Source organism: Paraburkholderia sp. BR10141 (assembly GCF_056155635.1).
In genome coordinates this window covers 45,419-67,618 of record NZ_JBMIQH010000008.1, presented here as the reverse complement: position 1 = coordinate 67,618, position 22,200 = coordinate 45,419, and the positions used below count along the sequence as shown (strand labels likewise).

Genomic DNA, 22,200 nt, shown 5'->3' with positions numbered 1-22,200 from the left:
GGGACTTTTGAAACGGATTCGTAGCCTATCCGATATAGACTAGCGCGTCGGCGCCATGAGGCGCGCCCTGCATCGAGGAGAAGTACGTGAAGCCGCAAGCCCTGCCGGACCTGGCCCGCATCCTGTTCGTTGTTGCCATACTCTGCGCGCTGACGATCGGCAGCCTCTATGTCATGCGCCCGTTCCTCCCGGGGCTGATCTGGGCCACGACCATCGTCGTCGCGACCTGGCCCGCCATGAAAGCCATCGAGAGGCGCTGCGGCAACCGCCGCTGGCTCGCCACGCTCATCATGCTGCTGATCCTTCTGGTCGTGATCGTGCTGCCGCTCTATGAAGCCATCTCGACGCTCGCGGTGCACGGCGGCGAGATCATGGAGCTGATCCGCAAATTGCCCGACTATGCGTTGACCGCGCCGCCGCAGTGGGTCAGCGACATTCCCGTGGTTGGCTCGCGCATTGCCGCCAAGTGGCAGGAGTTTTCGGACGCCGGCCCCGGCGGTCTGCTCGCGCAGCTCGAACCGTACGTTTCGATCGCGGCGCACTGGTTGATCGGCCACGCCGCTTCGGTGGGCGTGTTCGTCATGCACATGTTCATCACCGTCATCATCACGGGCATTCTGTACAGCAACGGCGAGCAGGCCGCCGACTATGTCACCCGCTTCGCCATTCGCGTGGCTCCCGCTTATGGCGAGCAGGCCGTCAAGCTCGCGGGCGCTTCGGTCCGCGCAGTGGCGCTCGGCATCGTCGTGACGGCGGTCCTGCAGTCGGCGCTGGGCGGCATCGGTCTGTGGGTGGCGGGTGTGCCGGGCGCGGGCGTGCTCACGGCCGTTATGCTCATGCTGTGTCTCGCGCAGATCGGCCCGACGTTGCCGCTACTCGGCGGCGTGATCTGGCTGTTCGTGCACGACGCGCATGTCACGGCGATCCTGCTCGCGGTGTGGTCGGTGATGGTCGCCATGCTCGACAACCTCGTGCGTCCGGTGCTGATCCGGCGCGGCGTCAATCTGCCGATGCTGCTCATTCTCTCCGGCGTGCTCGGCGGCCTGTTCGCCTTCGGCATCGTCGGGCTCTTCATCGGGCCGGTGATCCTCGCCGTTTCGTCCACCTTGCTGAGCGCCTGGATACGCGACCCGGCGGCGCAAGCCCACGGGGCGTCCAGTTCGGCCGCCCATCAGGACGTTTGACGCCGCGCACCCAACACCATCGATTAGCAAACGTCTCCTCTTGCCGACGCGCAGTTCGATTCGACGTTACGATGACGTCTGAACTTCGCTTCGGCATTCGTTAGAGCATTCATGCGGTGCTCGCGTGGGCATGCCTCGTGCCGTTCCTGGTCGCGGGCAGCGCACCGCGCGCACCGCGCATCGCTTCCAAGGAGACGAAATGGCTCAGTTCAACTGCGATATCTGCGGCGTGCGCCCCGCGACGGTGCGGGTCGCCGTGTTGCAGGACGGCAGGCGGCGCTTTCTCGATGTCTGCGACTATCACTACGCGCAACTCACGCGGCATCAACGGACCTTGAGCCCGCTGGAGGCGCTGTTTCGCGCCTCGCAGCAGGGTGACGGCACGGACGATGCGGGCGGCCCGGCGGCTCAACCTACGCCACAGGCCATGGAAGCGGGCGACGGCGCCATCGTCGAACGCTATTTCAGCGACGTGGCGCGTGAATTGCTCCAGCGCGCGGCGGAGCGGGCGGTGCAGTTCGGGCGGCGCGAAGTCGACACCGAGCATCTGCTTTACGAACTCGCGGGCAACGACGCGGGCGCGGCGATCCTCAAGCGCCTCGGCATTCAGCCCGACGATGTGCGCGCGTTCATCGACGCCAACGCGCAAAAGCGCGAAGGCGCGCCCGCGCGGGAGGACGGCCGTATCGGCGTCTCCCCGCGCCTGAAGGGCGCGCTCGACCGTGCGTTTCTCGTCTCGCGCGAACTGGGTCACAGCTACGTCGCGCCCGAGCATCTGCTCTTCGGGCTCACGCAGGTGCCGGAAAGTTTTGCGGGCCATCTGCTGGGCCGCTACGGCGTCACGCCCCAGAAGGTGTTGCAGCGGCTCGTGGAGGCCCAAGGCGACAAACGCGAGCGACCCGCCGCGAAGGGGCCGAGCGCGACGCCGCAGCTCGACCAATACAGCCGCGATCTCACCGCGCTCGCGAGCGAGGGCAAGCTCGACCCCGTGATCGGCCGTTCGAGCGAGATCGAGACCGTGGTGGAAGTGCTCGCGCGCCGGCGCAAGAACAATCCGGTGCTGATCGGCGAACCGGGGGTGGGCAAGACCGCGATCGCCGAAGGCCTCGCGCAACGCATGCTCAACGGCGACGTGCCCGAATCGCTGCGCGGGCGGCGCCTCGTCGAGCTGAACGTCAACGGGCTGATCGCGGGCGCGAAGTATCGCGGCGAATTCGAAGAGCGCGTGAAAGGCGTGATGGAGGAAATCTCGGCGCAGCGCGAAAGCCTCGTGCTCTTCATCGACGAAGTGCACATGATCGTCGGCGCGGGCCAGGGCGGCGGCGAGGGCGGGCTCGATATCGCCAATGTCTTCAAGCCCGCGATGGCGCGCGGCGAACTGAACCTGATCGGCGCCACGACGCTCTCCGAGTACCAGAAGTACATCGAGAAGGACGCGGCGCTCGAGCGGCGCTTTCAGCCCGTGTTCGTCTCCGAGCCCAGCGTCGATCAGACGATCAACATCCTGCGCGGCTTGCGCGACAAGCTCGAGGTGCATCACCACGTCACCATTCGCGACGACGCGCTCGTTTCGGCGGCCGAGCTCTCGGACCGCTACGTGATGGGGCGCTTCCTGCCCGACAAGGCGATCGATCTCGTCGACCAGGCGGCGGCACGCGTGCATCTTTCGGCCACCTCGCGACCTGCGGCGATCCTCGAACTCGAGGCGGAGCTGGCGCAATTGCGGCGCGAGCAGGACTACGCGGCGACGCGCAAAAATTTCGAGCGCGCCCATACGCTGGACGAGCCGATCGCCGACAAGGAAAAGGCGCTCACGCAGGCCACCAACGACTGGAAAGGTCAGCTCGGCACCGTGACCTCGGACGTGACGAGCGAAGACGTCGCGGAGATCGTCTCGAAGCTCACGGGCGTGCCGGTCACGCAATTGACCGCCGAGGAGCGCACGCGGCTGCTCGAAATGGAAGCGCGGCTGCATGAGCGTGTGATCGGGCAGGAACAGGCCATCGTCGCGGTCAGCGACGCGGTGCGCCGTTCGCGCGCCGGGCTGCGGCGCGGCCGGCGGCCCACGGCAGTCTTCCTGTTCCTCGGGCCGACCGGCGTGGGCAAGACGGAGCTTGCGAAGGCGCTGGCCGAAGTGGTGTTCGGCGACGAAGACGCCATCGTGCGCATCGACATGAGCGAGTACATGGAGCGCCACGCGGTGTCGCGGCTGATCGGCTCGCCGCCGGGTTACGTCGGCTATGACGAAGGCGGCCAGTTGACCGAGAAGGTGCGCCGCCGACCCTATTGCGTGATCCTGCTCGACGAAATCGAGAAAGCACACGCCGACGTCTACAACGTGCTGCTGCAGGTGTTCGACGACGGCCGGCTCACCGACGGCAAGGGGCGCGTGGTCGACTTCAGCAATACGGTCGTGATCGCGACGAGCAATCTCGGCTCCGACGTGGTCTCCGGGCAAAAGCGCTCGGGGCCGGGTTTTCTGTCGAGCGCAGAAGGGTCGATGCAAGGCGCGGTGATGGGCGAGCTGCGCCAGCATTTCCGGCCCGAGTTCCTGAATCGCATCGACGAGATCATCATGTTCCAGCCGCTCACGAGCGACGAACTGCGCTCGATCGTGCGGCTGCAGCTCGAACAGGTCCGGCGGATGGCACACAGCCAGGACATCGACCTGACGTTCGACGACAGCGTGATCGATTACCTCGCGGCGGAGGGATATCGGCCGGAATTCGGCGCGCGCGAGTTGAAGCGCAAGATGCAGCAGGCGGTGGAGAACGAGCTGGCGAAGGAAATGCTCAAGGGCGGCGTGAAAGAGGGCGCCAAAGTCGTATGCCGTTACGACGCGGCGGGCAAACGCATGGCATTCGCGTTGCAGGGGGCGGCCGCAAGCTGATGCAGGCGGCCGGGCGGCGTTGCCCGTGCTCGCGCGCCTAACGCACCAGCTTCGGGCGCGAGACGGGTTTGACGCCCGGACGTTCGACGGCCCGCCGGATCCTGGCGAGCAGGTCGCCCTCGTGGAATCGCCGGTCCTGCGCAAAACGCTCGGCGACCGTGAGATAGGCGCCGTGCAGGCGGCTCATGATTTCCTCGCCTTCGGACTGCCGCAGGCCGAGGCGCCGCGCGAAGGCATGGAGTTCCGCCGGCAGCGGGAACGCCTTGCTCCGGTTGAGGCTGAGCGCCATGCGCCCATCGAGATCCGGATAGATGTCCGTGCAGACCACGTCGAACACCGGAGCGAGCCGGCGCGGTCCGGTCGGGTCGATATAAAGGATTCCCAGGTTCTTCATGTGGGCGTCGCCGTCGCGCAACAGGCACGAGAGGGCGATGCGCTCGAACAGGCGGCGTTTCTGCGCCGGGTCCGATCGTGTATAGATGTCCACGGCCTTGGCGATCATCTCGTAGCTGCCCTCGTATTTCGCCTTGCCGGTGAGCACGCTCATGTCTTCGAATCCGATGGGCGTGCCGTCCGCCTCGCGGTCGAAGCGTGACATGACGAAGAGCTTGCCGTCGTCGGAGAGCCAGAAGTCCGGGACTTCGAGCGCGGCTTCTTTCGCCACCGACATGCAGAAGTATTCGTTGCGCGCGAGCCCGGGGAAGTCGTCGCCTTCGGCCTTCACGATCACCGTGCGCAGGGGCAGCGCCGTGTGTTCGGCGGGGCGCGGGGCGTTTTCTGCGGCGAGCGGGACGACCGCCTTCGGCTGCACGCCGGAGATGCCCGAGCCGAGTGCATAGCGGTCGATCAGGCGCTCGAACAGCCGGCCCGACGGCGAGGAAAGCAATTCGTCCAGACGTTCGCCGTCGCTCTGCGGCACCCGCTCTCCCGGCACGGAATAGGTGAGCCGCCCGATTTGATTGGTGCCGGCGAGAAAGAGCAGAAACATGTCGCTCGGCGCACCGTAACGCGCGAGCCGTTCCTCGATGACGAAACGCAGGTAGCCCTCTGGCCGGTTCATCGCGAAGATGCCCATCAGGTCGCCGCTCGCGTAACTCTGGCGCCGCACGGGCATGGTGAGTGATACGGCGGCCATGTCGGGCGCGTCGCCGTAATTGAAGACGAAGCGGCTCTCGCGCGCCAGCAGACCGCTCGGTCCCTGCGGCGTATGGACTTCCAGGTTGCGGATTTCGCGCAGGAGCCGCTCGAGGTCGAATGAGGCGCTCGCAGTCATTCGTCGTCCCTGAATATGTCGTTCAGGTCCTCGAGGATGACGGTATCCATGGGGCGAAGCACGACTTCATAGCCGAGCGCGTTCACGAGCCGGCAGAGTTCGCGTACGCCGACGTTGCCTGCGTGTTCGGCGTTCGTGACGGTGCGACGGGCGACGCCGGCCTGCTCCGCCAGGGCCTGCTGGGTCAGCTTGCGCTCGCGGCGCGTCGCGCGCAGGCCTTCTGCCAGGCGCTCGGCGTTGGAGATCGAGAGGTTCGCGGGTTTTTTGCGCATCATAGTGCGTATTATAGGTCGTTATCCAACAGCTTGCGCAGAATTCTGCGCATCCAATCAATCGGGATTCGTGGCGGAAAATGCGCGCAATTTTGCGCAACATGGTGGATAAAACGCCGATATGCGCAATATCGTGCGCATATCGGCGTTTCAGGGGTCAATGCGTGTTCGTTGAAGATTCAACGGTTTACGTCGTATTTTCCCGCCAGGGGCCGCTTCACATCGACCGCAGCGCCGAGCGCTTGAGCTTGCCGGTCTCGGTGCGCGGCAATGCGTCGATAAAGGCGATCAGGCGCGGATATTTGTACGCCGCCACCGCGTTCTTCACGAAGTTCTGCAACTCGGCGACCAGGGCGTCGCCGGCGCTGAAGCCCGGGCGCAAGACGACGAACGCCTTCACCACCTGGCCACGCACTTCGTCGGGCACGCCCGTTACGCCGCACTCGGCCACGGCGGGGTGCTGCATGAGCACCGTCTCGACTTCGGGACCCGCGATGTTGTAGCCCGACGAAACGATCATGTCGTCGGAGCGGGCCTGGTAGAACACATAGCCGTCGGCGTCGATGGATACGGCGTCGCCGGGCAGGTTCCAGCCGCCGCGCACGAACACGGCCTGGCGTTCGTCGGCGAGATAACGGCAGCCGGTCGGGCCGCGCACGGCGAGATTGCCCGTCACGCCGGGCGCCACCGGCTGCAGGTCATTGTCCAGCGCCTGCACCACGTAGCCAGGCACCGCGCGGCCGATCGAGCCGGGGCGCACATCGGCGCCGGCGGACGACACGAAAATATGAATCAGCTCCGTGCCGCCAATCCCGTCGATCATCTCGATGCCCGTCGCGTCGCGCCATAGATCGCGCGTGGCCTGCGGCAGCGCTTCTCCGGCGGATACCGTCTTGCGCAGGCTGGCCAGGTCGTACTGCGTGACGAGCGCCGCCATCTGCCGGTAGAACGTGGGCGCGGTGAAGACGATCGTCGCGTGAAAACGCTGGATCGTGTCGAGCAGCAGCGCCGGCGTGAGCTTTTCGATCAGCACCGTCGACGCGCCGACGCGCAGCGGAAAACACAGCAGCCCGCCCAGCCCGAACGTAAACGCGAGCGGCGGCGTGCCGCAGAACACGTCCTCGGCCGTGGGCTTCAGAATGTGGCGCGGGAACAGGTCGCACATGGCGATCACGTCGCGGTGAAAGTGCATGCAGCCCTTGGGCGTGCCCGTCGTACCGCTCGTGAAGGCAATCAGGCAGACGTCGTCGCTGGCCGTGTCGCAGGCCATGAAGTCGGCGGGCTTGTCTGCCGCGAGCGCTTCCATCGTGCCCGGCGCGGTGTCGTGAAAGTAGCAGACCTGCTTGATGCCTTCGCAAAAGAACTCGTCGGCGGGGTCCATGCAGCGCGCGAGCTCTTCAGTGAGCCGCACGTCGCACAGCGCCGCGCAAACCTGCGCCTTGTCTGCGATCTGCTTGAGTTCCTTTGCACGCAAGAGCGGCATGGTGGGAATCACCACGAGCCCCGCCTTGAGCGACGCGAGAAACGCCACCGCCATTTGCAATGTGTTCGGCCCGCGTAACAGGACGCGGTTGCCCGGCTTCAGTCCCATGTCTTCCACCAGCACGCGGGCGCTGCGATTGACGAGCGCGAGCAGTTCGGCGTACGTGGTGGCTTTTGGCTTGCCATCGATATCCGACCAGATGGCCGGGCGTTCGCCGTGTCCCGCCTCGATCGCGCGGTCAAGCAACTCGACCGCGCAATTCATGCGCGCAGGGTAGGCAACATCGGGATTGTCGAGCAGCATGTCGGGCCACTGCGACTCGGGCGGCAGATGATCGCGTGCGAACGTATCGACATGGGCGGTGGGTTGCATGGCGTCTCCGGCTGTCTGTATGAGCTGATCGTGCTGTTGCGCGGGCGCCGGTCTACTGGCGCGAGAGACGCGCGTCGTCGGGAATCACGGCCGTCGCTTCGATTTCCACTTTGGCGTCGTCTTCCATGAGGGCCACCACCTGCACCGCGCTCATGGCGATGTCGTAGTCGCCGATCAGCTCGCGAAACGCAGCGCCAATTTCCTTCAGCGATGCCAGGTACTCCTTCTTGTCGGTGACGTACCAGGTCATGCGCACGAGGTGCTCGGGCTTGCCGCCCGCGGTTTCGAGAACGGCAACGATATTGCGTAGCGCCTGCACGGCCTGGGCGCCGAATTCGCGGCTCGTGAAGCGCGCGTTCCCGTCCCAGCCGATCTGGCCGGCGATATAGACCTGCGTGCCGGCAGCGGCGACGCCGTTGGCATAACCGCGCGGCTTGACCCAGCCTGCGGGAAGAAGGGCTCGTTTCATGTTTGGTCCGGTTCCGTAGTGAAGCGTCGCGCAGCAGGCGCTTACGCGGCGTTGTATGCCTTGAGCAAGTCACGCCCGACAATGAGCTGCTGCACCTCGGTCGCGCCTTCGTAAATGCGCAGCGAGCGAATCTCGCGGTAGAGCGACTCGACGATGTTGCCGCTTTGCACGCCCATGCCGCCCCAAAGCTGCACGGCCGCATCGATCACCTGCTGCGCGCCTTCGCTTGCATGCCACTTCGCCATGGCGGCTTCGCGCGTCACGCTTTCGCCCTGGTCGCGCAGCCACGCCGCGCGATAGACGAGCAGGGCGCTGCTGTCGATCGTGAGCGCCATCTGCGCTAGTTTTGCCTGGGTCAGCTGAAAATCGCCGAGCGTCTGGCCGAACATCTTGCGCGAAGCGGCGCGCGCGAGCCCTTCGGCCATCGCGCGGCGTGCGAAGCCGAGCGAAGCCGCGGCGACCGAGGTGCGGAAAATATCGAGTGTGCGCATGGCGATCTTGAAGCCTTCCCCCGGCGCGCCGAGCATCTGGCTGCGCTTCACGCGCGCGCCGGTAAAGCGCAGGCGCGCGAGCGGATGCGGCGCGATCACGTCGATGCGTTCGGCGATTTCGAGCCCCGGTGTGTCGGCATCGACCACGAATGCGCTGATGCCGCGCGAGCCCGGCGCCTCGCCGGTGCGGGCGAATACCACGTAGAAGTCGGCGATGCCGCCGTTCGAGATCCATGTTTTTTCGCCGTCGAGCACGTAGTCGTCGCCCTCGGCGCGTGCGGCGAGCGCCATCGCGGCGACGTCGGAGCCTGCTTCGGGTTCGGAGAGCGCAAACGCGGCGATGGCCTCGCCGCGCGCGACGCGCGGCAGATAGCGCGACTTTTGCGCTTCGTTGCCAGCCAGCGAGATCGCGCCGGAACCGAGGCCCTGCATGGCGAGCGCGAAGTCGGCGAGACCCGAGTGTTTCGCGAGCGTTTCGCGCAGCAGGCAGACGGCGCGCGTGTCGATCGTGTCGCCATGGCCGCCATAAGCGGTGCCGCCCACGCCGTAGCGCAGCCAGCCGGCTTCGCCCAGCTTGCGCACGAGCGCGCGGCAGGTCGCATCGACGTCGTCGTGCGGCACGTGCACGAGATGCTCACGCGCCCATGCTTCGATTCCCGCGCCGAGCGCGCGATGGCGATCTTCGAAGAACGGCCACGCGAGTGCGTCGTGGAGATTCGTTTCAACGGCAGCGTTCAATTCAATCCCCTTCGAAAACCGGGCGCGTTTTGGCCGCGAACGCCTCATAGGCGCGGCCGAAATCGCGCGTGGCCATGCAGATCGCCTGCGCCTGCGCTTCGGACTCGATGGCCTCGTCGATGCTCATGGTCCATTCCTGATGCAGCATCGTCTTGGTGATGCCGTGCGCAAAGGTCGGACCGGAGGCGAGATCGGCGGCGAGTTTCTGTGCATCGGCGAGCAGCATTTCGGGCTCGCAGATGCGGTTGTAGAAGCCCCATGCGTGGCCTTCTTCTCCGCTCGCGGAGCGGCCCGTGTAAAGCAGCTCGGCTGCGCGGCCCTGACCGATGATGCGTGGCAGGATCGCGCACGCGCCCATGTCGCAGCCCGCGAGCCCCACGCGCGTGAAAAGGAACGCGAGCTTGCTGCGCGCGGTGGCGTAGCGCATGTCGGAGGCCATGGCGAGAATCGCGCCCGCTCCGGCGCAGACGCCGTCCACGGCGGCGATGATCGGCTGCGGGCAGTGGCGCATGGCTTTCACGAGGTCGCCGGTCATGCGCGTGAACATCAGCAGTTCGAGCATCGGCAGATCGATGAGCGGCGCGATGATGTCGTGTACGTCGCCGCCCGAGCAGAAGTTTTCGCCCGCGCCATGCAGCACGATGGCCTTCACGTCCGTCGCATAGGCGAGCTGGCGAAACAGATCGCGTAGTTCCGCATACGATTCGAACGTGAGCGGATTCTTGCGTTCGGGGCGGTTCAGCGTGATGGTTGCGACGCGGCCTTGAACCGACCAGCCGAAATGTTGCGCTTCATAACCGGCAAGCGTGACGCGGTTGCCCGCGAAGAGTGCTTCGGCGCTGGAACGTGTCGTCAAGATATGTCTCCCGGATCTTTGCAATTTCAGTGTGTTCAGCTTTCGAGCCCGTTGCGCAGATGCTGTTTGAGCTTGCCGAGGCGCTCGTGCATCTTCGACTTCTCGTCGAGCGAGAGGCCGCCGAACAGTTCCACCACCCATTGCTCGTGCGCGGCCGCCATGCGGTCGAACAGGGCGCGGCCCTCGGGCGTGAGGCGCACTACGAAGGCGCGCCGGTCGTCGGGGGCGACGTCGCGCGCGACGAGGCCTTCCTTTTCGAGCTGATCGGTAATGCCCGTGACGTTGCCGCCCGTCACCATCAGGCGGCGCGAGAGTTCCGTCATGCGCAGACCTTCGGGGTGGCGCTCGAGCTGCGCCATCAGGTCGAAGCGCGGCAGCGTCGTGTCGAACTCGACGCGCAGGCGGCGGCGCAATTCGGCCTGCACGAGGTTCGTCGTGGTGAGCAGGCGCAGCCACAGGCGCAGGCCCATGTGGCTGTCGGCGCCCGTGCTCATTTCCATGTCGACGACATTCTCCGCCGGCTTTTCGACGCCCTTGCGCGGCGCTTTCGTTGCGGCTTTCGCGGTGGCGTTCTTGCGCGTGGATGCGGGCGATGTCATGTGATTTCTCCACCGGAAACGGATAGGGACTGGCCCGTGATCGCGGACGATCCAGGCGCGCAAAGCCACAGCACGGCGTTGGCGACTTCTTCCGGCGTGACGAAACGCTTCTGCGGGTTGTGGCGCACGAGAATGCTGCGCGCCTCGGCTTCGCTGCGCGAAGTCTTGCGCGTGATCTGTTCGAGCGACGCCTGCAGCAGTTCCGTTTCCGTATAGCCGGGGCACACGGCGTTCACGGTTACGCCCTGGGTGGCCACTTCGAGCGCAAGCGCGCGCGTCAAGCCGATCACGCCATGTTTCGAGGCGCAATAGGCGGCGACATACGGATAGCCGACCTGGCCCGCCGTGCTCGCGACATTGACGATGCGTCCGGCTTTGCGCGCGAGCATGCCGGGCAGCACCGCGCGCGTGCACAGAAACGCGCCGGTGAGATTCACGTCGAGCATGCGCTTCCACAGCGCGAGGTCGGTTTGCGTGAACGGCGCGGCCTGAGCCTGGCCCGCGTTGTTCACGAGGATATCGACGGCGCCGAGCGTTTGCGCCGCATGCACGAACGCGGCGTTTACGGCGTCTTCGTCGGTGATATCGACGCTCACGCAAGCCACGTTCTCGCCGCCGCCGAGCGCGGCACGCTGGGCGTCGAGCCGCGTGGCGTCACGGCCCATCAGTGTGACGCGCGCACCGGCATGCAGGAGCGCGGCGGCAGTCGCCGCGCCGATGCCGCTGCCGCCGCCGGTCACGACGGCATGACGATCGTTCAGGATTGCCTGGTTCATGCTCACACGGTTCCTTCGGCGCGTTGCGCACGCTCGATCGGCGACAGGCCGGCCGCGGCTGCCGCTGCGGCGCGTTCGCGCTCGATGTTGCGTTCGAGTTGGGTCTTGGCCGCCATGTACTGGTTCGGCCACTTGATGTCGAGATAGCCGATGCGCGCCGCTTCGGTGAGCGTCCACGAGGGGTTGGCCAGGTGCGGCCGCGCCACGGCGCACAGGTCGGCGCGACCGGCAGCGATGATGCCGTTCACGTGATCCGCTTCGGAAATCGCCCCGACGGCGATCGTCGCGATGCCCGCTTCGTTGCGGATGCGGTCGGCGAAAGGCGTCTGGAACATGCGGCCGAAGACGGGTTTTTCTTCCTTGCTCACCTGGCCCGACGAAACGTCGATCATGTCCGCGCCTGCCGCCTTGAACGCGCGCGCGATTTCGATGGCGTCGTCGGGCGTGTTGCCGCCTTCCACCCAGTCGTGTGCCGAGACGCGTACTGAAATGGGCTTGTTTTCCGGCCAGACCGCGCGCATCGCCTTGAAAACCTCGAGCGGATAACGCAGCCGGTTTTCGATCGATCCGCCGTACTCGTCGGTGCGCTGGTTCGTGAGCGGCGAGAGGAAGCTGGAAAGCAGATAGCCGTGCGCGCAGTGCAATTCGAGCCAGTCGAAGCCCGCTTCGTCTGCCATTTGCGTAGCTTGTACGAATTGCGCCTCGATGTCGCGCAGTTCCCGGGTGCTCGCTTCATGCGACCACTGGCTCACACCGCGCAGATATTGCTGCGGCGAAGCGGAGACGAGCGGCCAGTTGCCGTCGTCGAGCGGCTGGTCGATGCCTTCCCATGCCACGCGCGTCGAGCCCTTGGCGCCGGAATGGCCGAGCTGCATACCTATTTTCGCGTCCGAGTTCGTGTGCACGAAGTCGACGATGCGCTTCCACGCCTGCAGATGCTCGGGCGCATACATGCCGGGGCACGCGGGCGTGATGCGGGCCTCGGGCGAGACGCAGGTCATTTCGGTCATCACGAGCGCGGCGCCGCCCATGGCGCGCGCGCCCAGATGCATGAGGTGATAGTCGCCGGCCACGCCGTCATGGGCGGAGTACTGCGCCATCGGCGAGACGATCACGCGGTTTTTCAACGTCACGCCACGCACCGTATAAGGCGTGAACATGGGCGGCACGGCGCGCGCCACGCCACCCGCGCGCTGCGCGAGCCACGTTTCGAAGCCGGACAGATAATGCGCGTCGCGCTCGCGCAGATTCTCGTGCGAGATGCGCTGCGAGCGCGTGAGCAGCGAATAGGCGAACTGCTCCGGATCGAACTTCGCGTAGCGGTCCACGTGCTCGAACCACTCCGTGGAATTGCGCGCGGCGTTCTGAATGCGCAGGACGTCCACGCTACGCACGTTCGTGTAGTGCGTGAGCGCCGCGCGCAGATCGCCGGGATGCGCTTGCATGCTGTTGGCGAGTTCGATCGCGTCTTCGAGCGCGAGCTTCGTGCCTGAGCCGATCGAGAAGTGCGCGGTGTGCGCCGCGTCGCCCATCAGCACGACAGGCGTTTGCTTACCGTCGGCCGCGGTTTTCCAGTGCACCCATTCGCGATTGACCACGCGTGGAAAGCGGATCCATTGCGACGAGCCGCGCAGATGCGACGCGTTCGAGCGCAGCGCGTGGCCGTCGAGATAACGCGCGAACAGCTTCTCGCAGAACGCGATGCTGTCTTCCTTGCTCATGGTGTCGAGGCCGGCTGCGCGCCACACCTGATCGGGCGTTTCGACGATGAACGTCGACGTGTTGTCGTCGAAGCGGTAGGCGTGCGCCTGGAACCAGCCCCATTCGGTTTCTTCGAACGCGAACGTGAACGCGTCGAAGAGTTTCGATGTGCCGAGCCAGACAAAGCGGCAGTTGCGCAAATCGATATCTGGCTGATACGTGGCGGCGTACTTCTGGCGCGTGGCGCTGTTCAGGCCGTCGCTCGCAATGATGAGGTCCGCGTGGGCGACGTCGTCGTCGGTGATCTGCGATTCGAATACGAGCTTCACACCGAGCGCCTCGCAGCGCGCCTGCAAGATGTTGAGCAGACGCTTGCGGCCAATGCCGCAGAAGCCATGGCCCGACGAGCGGATTGCGCTGCCGCGAAAGTGAATCTCGATGTCGTCCCAATGATTGAAGGCGTCGAGAATTTCGTCCGCGCTTTCGGGGTCGGCCGCGCGCAGGTTGCCCAGCGTCTGGTCCGAGAACACCACGCCCCAGCCGAACGTGTCGTACGGGCGGTTCCGTTCGATTACGGCGATTTCGTAGTCGGGGTGACGGCGCTTCATCAAAAGGCCGAAATAGAGGCCTGCGGGCCCGCCACCCATGCAAACAATGCGCATGCTCGCTCCTTCGTTCAGTCTGCAAGGTCAATGTAGGTTCAATTACTTTAGGTGTCAAGTAATTTGCGAGCGAGGGCGGGATGACCCTGGGCGCGGCGGCGAAACATCTGAATATTTGTGGAACCCTTGGTGCGGCGCGGCGTCAACTCGCCATGACGCAAGCAAAGGGAACACGCAGGCTTTCGTGCGCCTTTCCACGAGACGCGACGGCCCAAATGCCGCGACGGGGCGGACGCCGGGACGCCATAGGATGTGGCACCAGAAACGGGCGGATGCCGATTCCGTGTGCATGGCGCGCACCGTCCGGCGCTGCGCGCGCGACTGCGTGCAACCGTGAAGCGGGCGAAATGCTTACCATGGGTCACGCTGGCGCATTGCGCGTGGAGCTGGCATTAAAGTCGCTTGGTGAGGCGGCGCTCCGGTGCAGCCTTTTACGGAACCCTTTCATGCGTTGCGCGTGTGGCCATGAATCGATCAGGCATCCTTACAAAAATAGCCGTAAAGCTGACAGCTTCATTGAATCGAAGTCGCGCACCCCTTCAATCGTAATCTTCGACACGAACGGGAGTCGTCACCCATGAGTCAGACAGCGAAGCGATCGATCGAAATCGACTTTTTCCGGGGTTTCGCTTTGATTTCCATCGCGCTCGATCACATTCCTTCCAGTGTGCTTTCGCATGCGATGCTGCACAACTTCGCGTTCTGCGACTCCGCGGAAGTGTTCGTGTTCGTGAGCGGCTATGTATGCGCGGCGAGTTGGCTCGCCATTGCCGGACGCAAGGGCGAGGGCGCGGCCAACCGGCGCTTCTGGCGTCGCGGGCGCGAGATCTACGCCGCCTACCTGTGCACCGCTGCGCTCATGCTGCTGTCGGGCGCCGCCGCGGTAACGATGCGGGTGGATTCGCCGCTGGTCGCAGAGTCGGGTTATCTGCGCTTCGCCGCGCAGCCGTTCACGATGCTCGCCAATATCGCGGTGTTTCGCGACCAGCCGTATCTGGCCGGCGTCTTGCCCATGTACATCGTGCTCGTGATGCTCCTGCCATTCGTGATGCCGCTTGCGCGCCGCTCGCCCGATCTCGTGCTCGTGGGCAGCTTCGTGCTGTGGTTCGGCGGGTGCTGGCTCGTGGGGTATTTGCCTACCGCGCCCGGCGCCATCTGGCCGTTCAACCCGTTTGCCTGGCAGGCCATGTTCATGCTGGGGCTGCTGTGCCGCATCTATCCGGTGTCGCGTGCGTTCCAGGTCTCCTGGACGGGCCGCGCGTTGACAGCGTTCGCGCTGGTGCTCGTCGCCACGTTCGCGTTCATCCAGTTGTTCGCCGATCTGGACCCTCAGCCTGGCTACATGAAGCAGAATCTCGCGAGCGTGCGCATCGTGAACTTCGCCGCCGTGGCGTGGCTCGCCGCGCAGGCGGTGCGCAAGGGCTGGATAGCGTGGCTTGCGCAGCGGCTGCCGGCCGTCGTCACCGTGGGGCAGCAGGGCCTCGTCTGTTTCGTGGGGGGCGCGGTGGCTTCGAACGTCATCGACACGCTGCTGCGTGCAACGCATGTCACCGCTTCGTTGCCCGCACGGCTCGCGGGCGACGTGCTCGCGGTCGGCGCATTGCTCGCGCTCGCGGGTGGCATGCGGCGCCTGAAAGCGGTACGGCCGCGCGTCGCGCTTACGTGAAGCGCGACGGCAACGATTCAACGCACGACGCGCTCACGCCTTGCCAGGTTCGCGCACATCAGTGACGGGCAACGAGCCGAAGGCATCGCTCAACGCATAGTCGATCAATTGTTGCGCGGCCGCTTCGGGCGTGGACAGCAAACCGTTCTGCTTGAGCTGTTCGAAGCGCTCGCGCATCGGGAACTGGTCGACGCTCGTCGCGCGGATCATCTTCTGCATGCCGGTATCGATCACGCCAGGTGCGATGCTGCAAATGCGCAGGCCGGCCGGCGCATCGAGGGCGACGGCGCGCGCGTGGTGGTCGAGCGCGGCCTTGGTCGCGCAATACACGCTCCAGCCCGCATACGCGTTGCGCGCGGCGCCGCTCGAAATATGCACGATGCGTCGTGATGCGCTCGCGCCGGGCGCAGACGTGGCGGCGAGCGCATTCGCGAGCATCAACGGCGCTGCCACGTTGAGCGTCACGGCGCGCGCGATGGCGAGCGGGTCCTGCGCGCCGAGCGGGGCAATCGGCTCGACGCTGCCCGCGTTGTTGAAGAGCAGCACGCACTGCGCGCCGAGCGCGAACGCATCGAGCGTGTCGCCCGCCAGCCAGCGTTCGAGTGCGGCGGGATCGGCGAGGTCCACGACGGCCTCGGCGAACCGTTCCGGATGGCGGGAAGCCAGTTCCGCATGCGCGCCACGGCCGAGGCCGAGCACCTCGATGTCCCGTTGCAGCAGCGATTGCGCGAGCGCCGCACCCAATCCGCGCGTATGGCCGGTCACGATGGCGCGAATGGTGGAACGGGGGGCGGATGTCGAAATCGTCATGGTGTCGTGATGATAAAGGGATGCGATCCTTGCGTGCGCAAGGTGTCGATGCATGAAATCGAGGGATTTTGCCGCGCGCCGCATGTAGTCGCGGTGTGGTGCGGCACACGACGGCGGACGCGAAACGGGGCGCAACAAACGATTGCCCGGTTGGATCGGCCGTGTTTTCGGTATCATAGCGTCCGGTTCCATATGGAAGAGATCTGGACGTGAAAGCCGCATCGCAACAACGCCGTACCCTGAGCTTCAAGGAAGGTCTTCTTGAGATCAAGAAGAGCATGGGGGGCGGCTCAGGCCAGCCAGCCGAAGAACAGGCGCAAAAATCGCAAGGCAAGCCCGCTCACAAGGGCGCGAAGGGCCATGGCGGCTCGCACGCCCCGAAGGGCCCGCGTGCGCCGAGAGAGGGTTCGGCGGCTGCTGGCGCAGCCGGCGGCAAGGACGAGCGTGCGCGCTCGCGCCATGGCCGGCCTCAGGGCGCGCGAGCGCAGGAGCAGAATCAAGGTGAGCAGGGGCAGCGCGCGCAGCAACCGCGCCGGCCGCAGCAGCCGAAGCCGGCCCGCGGACCTGAGGCGGCCGAGCGTTCCGGGCAGCAGCAACGCCGCCGTCCGGCGCGTCCCCAGCAGCCGCCGGCCGCGAATCTGAGCGAGGCCGAAAAGGCGCGCATCGAGCGCAATCGCCAGTTGAACACGGTCTGGAATGTGTTCGCGAAGCACTACCCGGCTTTCCGCGACCGTTTGCCGCTCAAGATCGGCGTGGCCGAGGACCTCGTCGCGCGTCACCCCGAGTACGAGCGCACGATGATCGTCGCCGTGCTCAAGCGCCATGTGAACCATCCGCGCTATCACGAGCGCGTGGCCGCAGGCGGCTCGCGCTACGAACTCGACGGCACGGCTTCGGAAGGTCCGGGCATCGACCCGTCGCACGTCGGCCGCGCAAATGCGGCGCTGGCGCGCCAGAAGGCCAAGGCCGAGGCGCAAGCCAAGGCGCGCGAAGAGGGCAACGCCCAGCCGGAGGTCAAGACAGAGGCCAATGCCGAGGCGAAGACCGAACCCGCGCCCCAGCTCGAAGCCCAGAGCGTAGAGCCGCAAGGCCCGTCCAGCGCGCCGGAAGCCGCGGTACAGCAACCGGAAAACGGCGAGACGCCCGCAAGCGGCGCCTGAGCCCGCGCGCCGGAAGTTCCCTCGTCGAAACGCCCCTCTCGCGGCACCGCCGCGCGAGGGGCGTTCGCACGTCTGGCGAGGCGCTGCCGATCGATGCGCGCGCAACCTTCGGCGCGCACGTCGGCCTTCGTATCGGGAACTCGGGTGCTTTCGATGCGCATCGCATGGCCGCCGATCGCACGCGAGGCAGCCTGAGCGAAGCAGGTAGCAGTGTTAGCGCGCGCTGGCCGAAGCGGTGCCTTGCGCGGCAGCCTGCGCGGAGGCCGCCGATGTCGCGGAGGGTGCTGCAGCAGGGCCGGATGCGCCGATCGCGGCCGTTGCCGCCGCAGCCGCAAAGGCGGAAGCCGCCGATGCCGCCAGCCCGACGCTCGCCCGCGCATCGCTCGCGGCCGGCGTGCTAGCGGTGTCGAGCACCCGGCTGAACTCCACGGCGCGCGTGCGGATCTTTTCCGCATAGGCCTTCGATCCGCCATAGTTCTTCATCGCGGCATTGAGGTCGCCGCCGGCAGCCCGCTGGTAGCCATAGAGGATCGACGAGCCCACGTCGATGTTGACCTCGGGGTCGGTGAGATCCTTGTTGTGCAGGAGATTGCGATGCGCCGACGGCACGACCTGCATGAGTCCGGTCGCGCCATTCGCGCCGTGCGCCTTCTCGCGAAAGCGCGACTCGATCGAGATGATGGCGAGCAGCACTGCAGGCGGCAGCGAATATTTCTCGGCGGCGCCCGTGACGGCTTGCGAGATTTGCGCCGCTTTCCCTTTCGCGATACCGAACTTTTGCGTGAGGTATTTCGAAACCGCGCCGGACATGGCGCTGGAGCTTGCGGGAGCAACCTCGCTCGCAGCCGATGCGCTGACGACGTCGCTAGCGGGCGCCTGCTGCTGCGCCTGCGCGGCCGCGGTCTGCACGAGGCCCGGCAACAGGACGAGCAGGCAGAGGAACTGCCTCATGGCCGGTGCATAGGAGAAAAAGAAGGCGCAAGTATAACCGGCCCCGATTAATGAGGCCGGCTGCGTGTCATCCCGTTTTCACATCCCTGACCGGTGTCGTGCCGGGCGCGGCGCCCGGCACCGCTTGAGGCCGAGTTCAGGCCGGGTTCAGTCCTTCCGCACCGAAGCCTTCCAGATTTCGTCGATGCTCGCGGCGAGCGCGGCATCGAACTCGGCGTCGCTCATCGACTTCGTGAGGTCGTTGATCAGCGCGCGCGAAAAGCTTGCAATCATGCGATGGTTTTTGGCGAGACGCTCGCACGCGTCAGTACGCGAGTAGCCGCCCGAGAGCGCCACCACGCGCACCACGCGCGGATGTTCGATGAGCGGCAGGTAGAAGTCGGGCGTATCGGGAATCGTGAGCTTGATCATCACGTTCTGCGAGGCGGGCAGCGCGTCGAGTCCTTTGAGCAGTTCGTCGCGCAACAGCTTCTCGGCCTTGGCCTTGTCGGGGGCCTTGATGGAGACTTCGGGCTCGAGGATCGGCACGAGTCCGTGCGCGGAAATCTGCGCGCCGAATGCGAACTGCTGCGCGGCGATGGAAGCGATGCCGGAAGGCGAGGCGTGCTCGATCACCGAGCGCATCTTGGTGCCGAAAATGCCGGCCGTCACCGCACGTTCGAGCAGGGCGTCGAGGCCCGGAATCGGCTTCATGAGGCGCACGCCGTCGGACTCGGCCTCCAGCCCCTTGTCGACCTTGAGGAAGGGCACGACGCGGCGTTCGTTCCAGAGGAAGTCGGGCACCGGCTTGCCTTGCGCCTGGCCGTCCATGGTCGCCTCGAACAGGATCGCGCCAATCACCTTCTCGCCCGTGAATGCGGGGGCGCTGACGATGCGCACCCGCATTTCGTGGATGAGGCGGAACATTTCGGCGTCGCCGCTATACGCGCTTTCGGGGATGCCGTACTGGCGCAGCGCGCCAGGCGTCGAACCGCCGCTCTGGTCCAGCGCGGCGATGAAGCCCGGTTTGTCGCGCATCTGCGCAAGCATTTGCTCGTTTGCCATCGTCGTATCTCCCGTATTTGGGGCGCCCTTGCGGGCGCGGTTACTCGAATCGGGTCGCCGCCTGCTGCGACGAGTGTACTTGCGCCGCTGCGCCGCGTCTTTGCCATTATGTGGGCATGGCCGCGCAGCCGCGCTGAAGCAGGGGAAACGATACACCGCAGCAATTACGGTGCCAGGGAAGATCGCGGCAAGCGCCGTCACACGATGACTTGCGCCTGCGCGCTGCGGTCGTTCGCGAGCAGCGCCGAGAGCTTGCGCAGCGCGGCCTGCAATTGTTCGCGCCCGCCCGTCGCGCCCAGAGAAATGCGGATCGCGTTCGCGGTCTCCGGGCCTTGCTGGAAAGCCGTGGAGGGCGCCACGGCGAGGCCTTCGGTGCTCGCGGCCGCGGCCAGCTCGCGCGCCTGCCAGTAGCGGGGCAGCGTGTACCAGAGGTGAATGCCCGCGCCCGCCGACGATCCCAGCGTATGCGCCGCGATGCGCTGGCGCTCGCGCGCTTCGGCCTTCACGTCCGCGAAGATCTGCTCGGCCACGCCTTCCTCGATCCAGTGTGTGGCGAGCGCGTTGGTGAGCGGCGCGGCCATCAGCGAGAACGTGCGCAGCGCGGTCACGAGGCGGGTGTGCGCGTCTTCGTCGGGCAGCGCGAGATAAGCCGTGCGCAGGCCGGGCGAGAGCGTCTTGGAAAGCGTCGCGAGATAGCAGACCTGAGCGGGCGCGAGCCGGGCAAATGGCGCTGGCGCATCGGGCGCGAAACGCCAGTAAGGATCGTCTTCGACGATCAACGCGCCGCAGCGCTGCGCCACCCGCAGGATTTCCAGGCGGCGTGGCTCCGGCATGGTCGCCGTCGTCGGGTTCTGCAACGTGGGGTTCACGTAGATGAAACGCGCCGCGTGCTTGCGGCAAGCCGCTTCGAGCGCGTCGGGGCGCATGCCGTGGTCATCCACGGCAACGGGGGCGATGCGGCGGCCCAGTTGCGCCGCCGCGTGCGGCAGGCCCGGATAGAGCAGCGGCTCGGCGAGGATGACCTCGCCCGGCTGCGTGAACGCAAGGATCAGCGCGGCCAGCGCCGCCTGCGCGCCGGGACAGACCACCACGCGATCGGGCGCGACGTGGCCGAGCACGGGCTGCAGCCACTTCGCGCCCGCCTGCCAGTCGGCGCGGCCGCCGCCGCCCATGTGGTAAGTCATGAGCAGATCGGCGTCGCTGCGCACCAGCACGCGCGCCATGCCTTCGCGCAGCAGCGCGTTCATGTCGAGGTCGGCGGGCGCAGGCGGGATGTTCATGCTGAGGTCCACGCGTTGGAGCAGCTCGGCGCGCGGCGCGGCGATGAAGGTGCCCAGCGGCCCGCGCGCCTCGATCAGGCCGCGCCGCCGGGCTTCGTTGAAGCCGCGCGTGACGGTGGTCAGATCGACCGCAAGCAGGGTGGCGAGACTGCGCTGCGCGGGCACGCGCTCGCCGGGGCGCAGCGTGCCATGCGCCACCGCGGCTTCGATGAAATCGGCCAGCCGCAGGTAGCGCGGGCCGTTGCCGGACTGCATCGCCGTGGCCCATGCATTGATATCTCCGGCGCTTTCAGCAGGTTGGTCGTGTGTCATTCTGTCGCGGATGTATGCGTCATGTCTTACTCTAGCATGCGTGCATGAAGCGCGTAAATCCATACATGTAGGCTATGTATGGCTTCTGCGGCGGCCCTCCAAGGCCGCTCGTGCGGCAGCAGAGTGAGCACGTATGGATGGGTTTGCGCGAACGTCAACCTTGGAACCAGACATGCGCAATCCAGACCCTCGCTCGGGGCGGGCCGCTACCGCCGGCCCGCCTTCTTCATCCCGTCCACTCTTCGTTACCCGCTTTCTGCGGCGCGCCGCTCTCAGCGCGGCGGGCATCCCGCTCGTGCTGCTCAGCGGCTGCAACATGGCGCTGCTCGCCCCGAAGGGCGACATCGGCGTGCAGGAAAAGAACCTGATCCTGATCGCGCTCGGGTTGATGCTGCTCGTCGTGATCCCAGTGATCGTGCTCACGCTGTGGTTCGCGTGGCGCTACCGCGCCTCCAACCCGAACGCGACTTACGCGCCGCGCTGGTCGCATTCCACGGTCATCGAAGTAGTGGTGTGGACGATTCCCTGCGTGATCGTGCTCACGCTCGCCGTGCTGATCTGGCGCACGACGCATTCACTCGACCCGTATCGCCCGATCGAATCGCAGACGAAACCCGTGCGCGTGGACGTGGTTGCGCTCAACTGGAAGTGGCTCTTCATCTATCCGGATTACGGCGTGGCCTCTGTGAACCAGCTGGCGATTCCCGTGGATACGCCCGTCGAGTTCAACCTCACCGCCGAGTCGCTGATGAATTCGTTCTTCATCCCGCAGCTGGGCAGTCAGGTGTATGCGATGCCGGCCATGCAGACGAAGCTGCATCTCATCGCGAACGAGCCCGGCATCTATGCGGGCCGGTCGGCGGCATTCAGCGGCCCGGGCTTCTCCGACATGCATTTCGAAACGCTGGCCAAGAGCCGCGCCGACTTCGACGCCTGGATCGCGCAGGCGAAGGCGTCGCCCACGATGCTGAGCCGGGCGGCCTACGAACAGCTCGCGTTGCCCGGCGAAAAGACCCCAGTGACGCTCTATTCGAACGTCGCGCCGGGCCTGTTCGACGGCGTGGTCGGCAAGTACATGCGGGACGTGCACGGCAACCCGATTTGCGGCACGGTCCCCGCGGTCCCGGGCACAGCCCCCAGCGCAGTCCCTGGCACAGGCGCCTCGGCGCTCACGCTCAACCGTAGCGCCATTCTGGCAGCGGAGTAATCAC

The 22,200-nt window shown here is 66.1% G+C and carries 18 protein-coding genes; 5 read left to right on the top strand and 13 right to left on the bottom strand.

Annotated elements, in window-relative coordinates; genetic code table 11:
- The first annotated feature begins 86 nt into the window (after positions 1-86).
- Positions 87-1,184: an AI-2E family transporter YdiK gene (ydiK, locus tag ACOJB8_RS13520; RefSeq protein ID WP_406953528.1), complete on the top strand. Its 1,098-nt coding sequence runs from the start codon at positions 87-89 to the stop codon at positions 1,182-1,184.
- A gap of 199 nt (positions 1,185-1,383) precedes the next feature.
- The gene (locus ACOJB8_RS13515) at positions 1,384-4,074 is read left to right on the top strand and encodes an ATP-dependent Clp protease ATP-binding subunit (protein WP_475012882.1); all 2,691 of its coding nucleotides are present in this window, start codon (positions 1,384-1,386) and stop codon (positions 4,072-4,074) included.
- Positions 4,075-4,111: 37 nt separating this feature from the next.
- Here ACOJB8_RS13515 and ACOJB8_RS13510 read toward each other — a convergent pair whose 3' ends face one another.
- The 9 genes from ACOJB8_RS13510 to ACOJB8_RS13470 form a co-directional block, all read right to left on the bottom strand.
- Positions 4,112-5,347: a type II toxin-antitoxin system HipA family toxin gene (locus tag ACOJB8_RS13510; protein WP_475012880.1), complete on the bottom strand. Its 1,236-nt coding sequence runs from the start codon at positions 5,345-5,347 to the stop codon at positions 4,112-4,114.
- The gene (locus ACOJB8_RS13505) at positions 5,344-5,622 is read right to left on the bottom strand and encodes a helix-turn-helix domain-containing protein (RefSeq protein WP_069261934.1); all 279 of its coding nucleotides are present in this window, start codon (positions 5,620-5,622) and stop codon (positions 5,344-5,346) included. Before ACOJB8_RS13505 ends, ACOJB8_RS13510 begins: the two co-directional genes overlap by 4 nt.
- A 214-nt stretch (positions 5,623-5,836) precedes the next feature.
- The gene (locus ACOJB8_RS13500) at positions 5,837-7,474 is read right to left on the bottom strand and encodes an AMP-binding protein (RefSeq protein ID WP_475012878.1); all 1,638 of its coding nucleotides are present in this window, start codon (positions 7,472-7,474) and stop codon (positions 5,837-5,839) included.
- Between the two features lie 52 nt (positions 7,475-7,526).
- A complete protein-coding gene (locus ACOJB8_RS13495) occupies positions 7,527-7,943 on the bottom strand; it encodes a RidA family protein (RefSeq protein WP_368606852.1) in 417 nt (138 codons plus the stop codon).
- 41 nt (positions 7,944-7,984) lie between these two features.
- Positions 7,985-9,172: an acyl-CoA dehydrogenase family protein gene (locus ACOJB8_RS13490; protein ID WP_342946097.1), complete on the bottom strand. Its 1,188-nt coding sequence runs from the start codon at positions 9,170-9,172 to the stop codon at positions 7,985-7,987.
- A gap of 1 nt (position 9,173) precedes the next feature.
- Complete coding sequence (locus tag ACOJB8_RS13485) at positions 9,174-10,028, bottom strand: enoyl-CoA hydratase family protein (RefSeq protein WP_475012876.1); 855 nt, start codon at positions 10,026-10,028, stop codon at positions 9,174-9,176.
- A gap of 35 nt (positions 10,029-10,063) precedes the next feature.
- Positions 10,064-10,627: a MarR family winged helix-turn-helix transcriptional regulator gene (locus tag ACOJB8_RS13480; protein WP_475012875.1), complete on the bottom strand. Its 564-nt coding sequence runs from the start codon at positions 10,625-10,627 to the stop codon at positions 10,064-10,066.
- The gene (locus ACOJB8_RS13475; protein WP_475012874.1) at positions 10,624-11,403 is read right to left on the bottom strand and encodes an SDR family NAD(P)-dependent oxidoreductase; all 780 of its coding nucleotides are present in this window, start codon (positions 11,401-11,403) and stop codon (positions 10,624-10,626) included. The genes ACOJB8_RS13480 and ACOJB8_RS13475 overlap by 4 nt, the downstream gene beginning before the upstream one ends.
- 2 nt (positions 11,404-11,405) lie before the next feature.
- Positions 11,406-13,766, bottom strand: a complete 2,361-nt coding sequence (locus ACOJB8_RS13470; RefSeq protein WP_475012872.1) for a bifunctional salicylyl-CoA 5-hydroxylase/oxidoreductase — start codon at positions 13,764-13,766, stop codon at positions 11,406-11,408.
- A gap of 577 nt (positions 13,767-14,343) precedes the next feature.
- Between ACOJB8_RS13470 and opgC the strand changes: the two genes are divergently transcribed.
- Positions 14,344-15,432 (top strand): OpgC domain-containing protein, encoded by a 1,089-nt coding sequence (opgC, locus tag ACOJB8_RS13465; protein WP_069261926.1) that lies wholly within the window; start codon positions 14,344-14,346, stop codon positions 15,430-15,432.
- Between the two features lie 33 nt (positions 15,433-15,465).
- On the opposite strand, the gene ACOJB8_RS13460 is transcribed toward opgC, so the two are convergent.
- The gene (locus ACOJB8_RS13460) at positions 15,466-16,242 is read right to left on the bottom strand and encodes an SDR family oxidoreductase (RefSeq protein WP_342946103.1); all 777 of its coding nucleotides are present in this window, start codon (positions 16,240-16,242) and stop codon (positions 15,466-15,468) included.
- A gap of 209 nt (positions 16,243-16,451) precedes the next feature.
- Between ACOJB8_RS13460 and ACOJB8_RS13455 the strand changes: the two genes are divergently transcribed.
- A complete protein-coding gene (locus tag ACOJB8_RS13455) occupies positions 16,452-17,402 on the top strand; it encodes a ProQ/FINO family protein (RefSeq protein WP_475012869.1) in 951 nt (316 codons plus the stop codon).
- A 213-nt stretch (positions 17,403-17,615) separates the two neighbouring features.
- Here the strand turns inward: ACOJB8_RS13455 and ACOJB8_RS13450 are convergent, their stop codons facing one another.
- From ACOJB8_RS13450 to ACOJB8_RS13440, 3 genes are all read right to left on the bottom strand, one after another.
- Positions 17,616-18,353 carry a transglycosylase SLT domain-containing protein gene (locus tag ACOJB8_RS13450; protein WP_368617952.1) on the bottom strand — a complete coding sequence of 246 codons (738 nt, stop codon included), beginning with the start codon at positions 18,351-18,353 and terminating at the stop codon, positions 17,616-17,618.
- Positions 18,354-18,500: 147 nt separating this feature from the next.
- Entirely contained in the window at positions 18,501-19,397 is an 897-nt protein-coding gene (locus ACOJB8_RS13445; RefSeq protein ID WP_342946106.1) for a fructose bisphosphate aldolase, read from the bottom strand.
- Between the two features lie 197 nt (positions 19,398-19,594).
- Positions 19,595-20,989, bottom strand: coding sequence for an aminotransferase-like domain-containing protein (locus ACOJB8_RS13440; protein WP_475012867.1), 1,395 nt, complete (start codon positions 20,987-20,989; stop codon positions 19,595-19,597).
- 172 nt (positions 20,990-21,161) lie between these two features.
- Between ACOJB8_RS13440 and cyoA the strand changes: the two genes are divergently transcribed.
- The gene (cyoA, locus tag ACOJB8_RS13435; RefSeq protein ID WP_475012865.1) at positions 21,162-22,196 is read left to right on the top strand and encodes a ubiquinol oxidase subunit II; all 1,035 of its coding nucleotides are present in this window, start codon (positions 21,162-21,164) and stop codon (positions 22,194-22,196) included.
- Positions 22,197-22,200: the final 4 nt, after the last annotated feature.

Excerpts from the sequence above, each read along its gene's own strand:
- ACOJB8_RS13460 (WP_342946103.1), bottom strand. The coding sequence starts at position 16,242 with ATGACGATTTCGACATCCGCCCCCCGTTCCACCATTCGCGCCATCGTG.
- ACOJB8_RS13450 (WP_368617952.1), bottom strand. The coding sequence starts at position 18,353 with ATGAGGCAGTTCCTCTGCCTGCTCGTCCTGTTGCCGGGCCTCGTGCAG.
- ACOJB8_RS13510 (WP_475012880.1), bottom strand. The coding sequence starts at position 5,347 with ATGACTGCGAGCGCCTCATTCGACCTCGAGCGGCTCCTGCGCGAAATC.
- opgC (WP_069261926.1), top strand. The coding sequence starts at position 14,344 with ATGAGTCAGACAGCGAAGCGATCGATCGAAATCGACTTTTTCCGGGGT.
- ACOJB8_RS13445 (WP_342946106.1), bottom strand. The coding sequence starts at position 19,397 with ATGGCAAACGAGCAAATGCTTGCGCAGATGCGCGACAAACCGGGCTTC.
- ACOJB8_RS13495 (WP_368606852.1), bottom strand. The coding sequence starts at position 7,943 with ATGAAACGAGCCCTTCTTCCCGCAGGCTGGGTCAAGCCGCGCGGTTAT.
- cyoA (WP_475012865.1), top strand. The coding sequence starts at position 21,162 with ATGCGCAATCCAGACCCTCGCTCGGGGCGGGCCGCTACCGCCGGCCCG.
- ACOJB8_RS13475 (WP_475012874.1), bottom strand. The coding sequence starts at position 11,403 with ATGAACCAGGCAATCCTGAACGATCGTCATGCCGTCGTGACCGGCGGC.
- ACOJB8_RS13470 (WP_475012872.1), bottom strand. The coding sequence starts at position 13,766 with ATGCGCATTGTTTGCATGGGTGGCGGGCCCGCAGGCCTCTATTTCGGC.
- ACOJB8_RS13480 (WP_475012875.1), bottom strand. The coding sequence starts at position 10,627 with ATGACATCGCCCGCATCCACGCGCAAGAACGCCACCGCGAAAGCCGCA.
- ACOJB8_RS13440 (WP_475012867.1), bottom strand. The coding sequence starts at position 20,989 with ATGACACACGACCAACCTGCTGAAAGCGCCGGAGATATCAATGCATGG.
- ACOJB8_RS13505 (WP_069261934.1), bottom strand. The coding sequence starts at position 5,622 with ATGATGCGCAAAAAACCCGCGAACCTCTCGATCTCCAACGCCGAGCGC.
- ACOJB8_RS13515 (WP_475012882.1), top strand. The coding sequence starts at position 1,384 with ATGGCTCAGTTCAACTGCGATATCTGCGGCGTGCGCCCCGCGACGGTG.
- ACOJB8_RS13500 (WP_475012878.1), bottom strand. The coding sequence starts at position 7,474 with ATGCAACCCACCGCCCATGTCGATACGTTCGCACGCGATCATCTGCCG.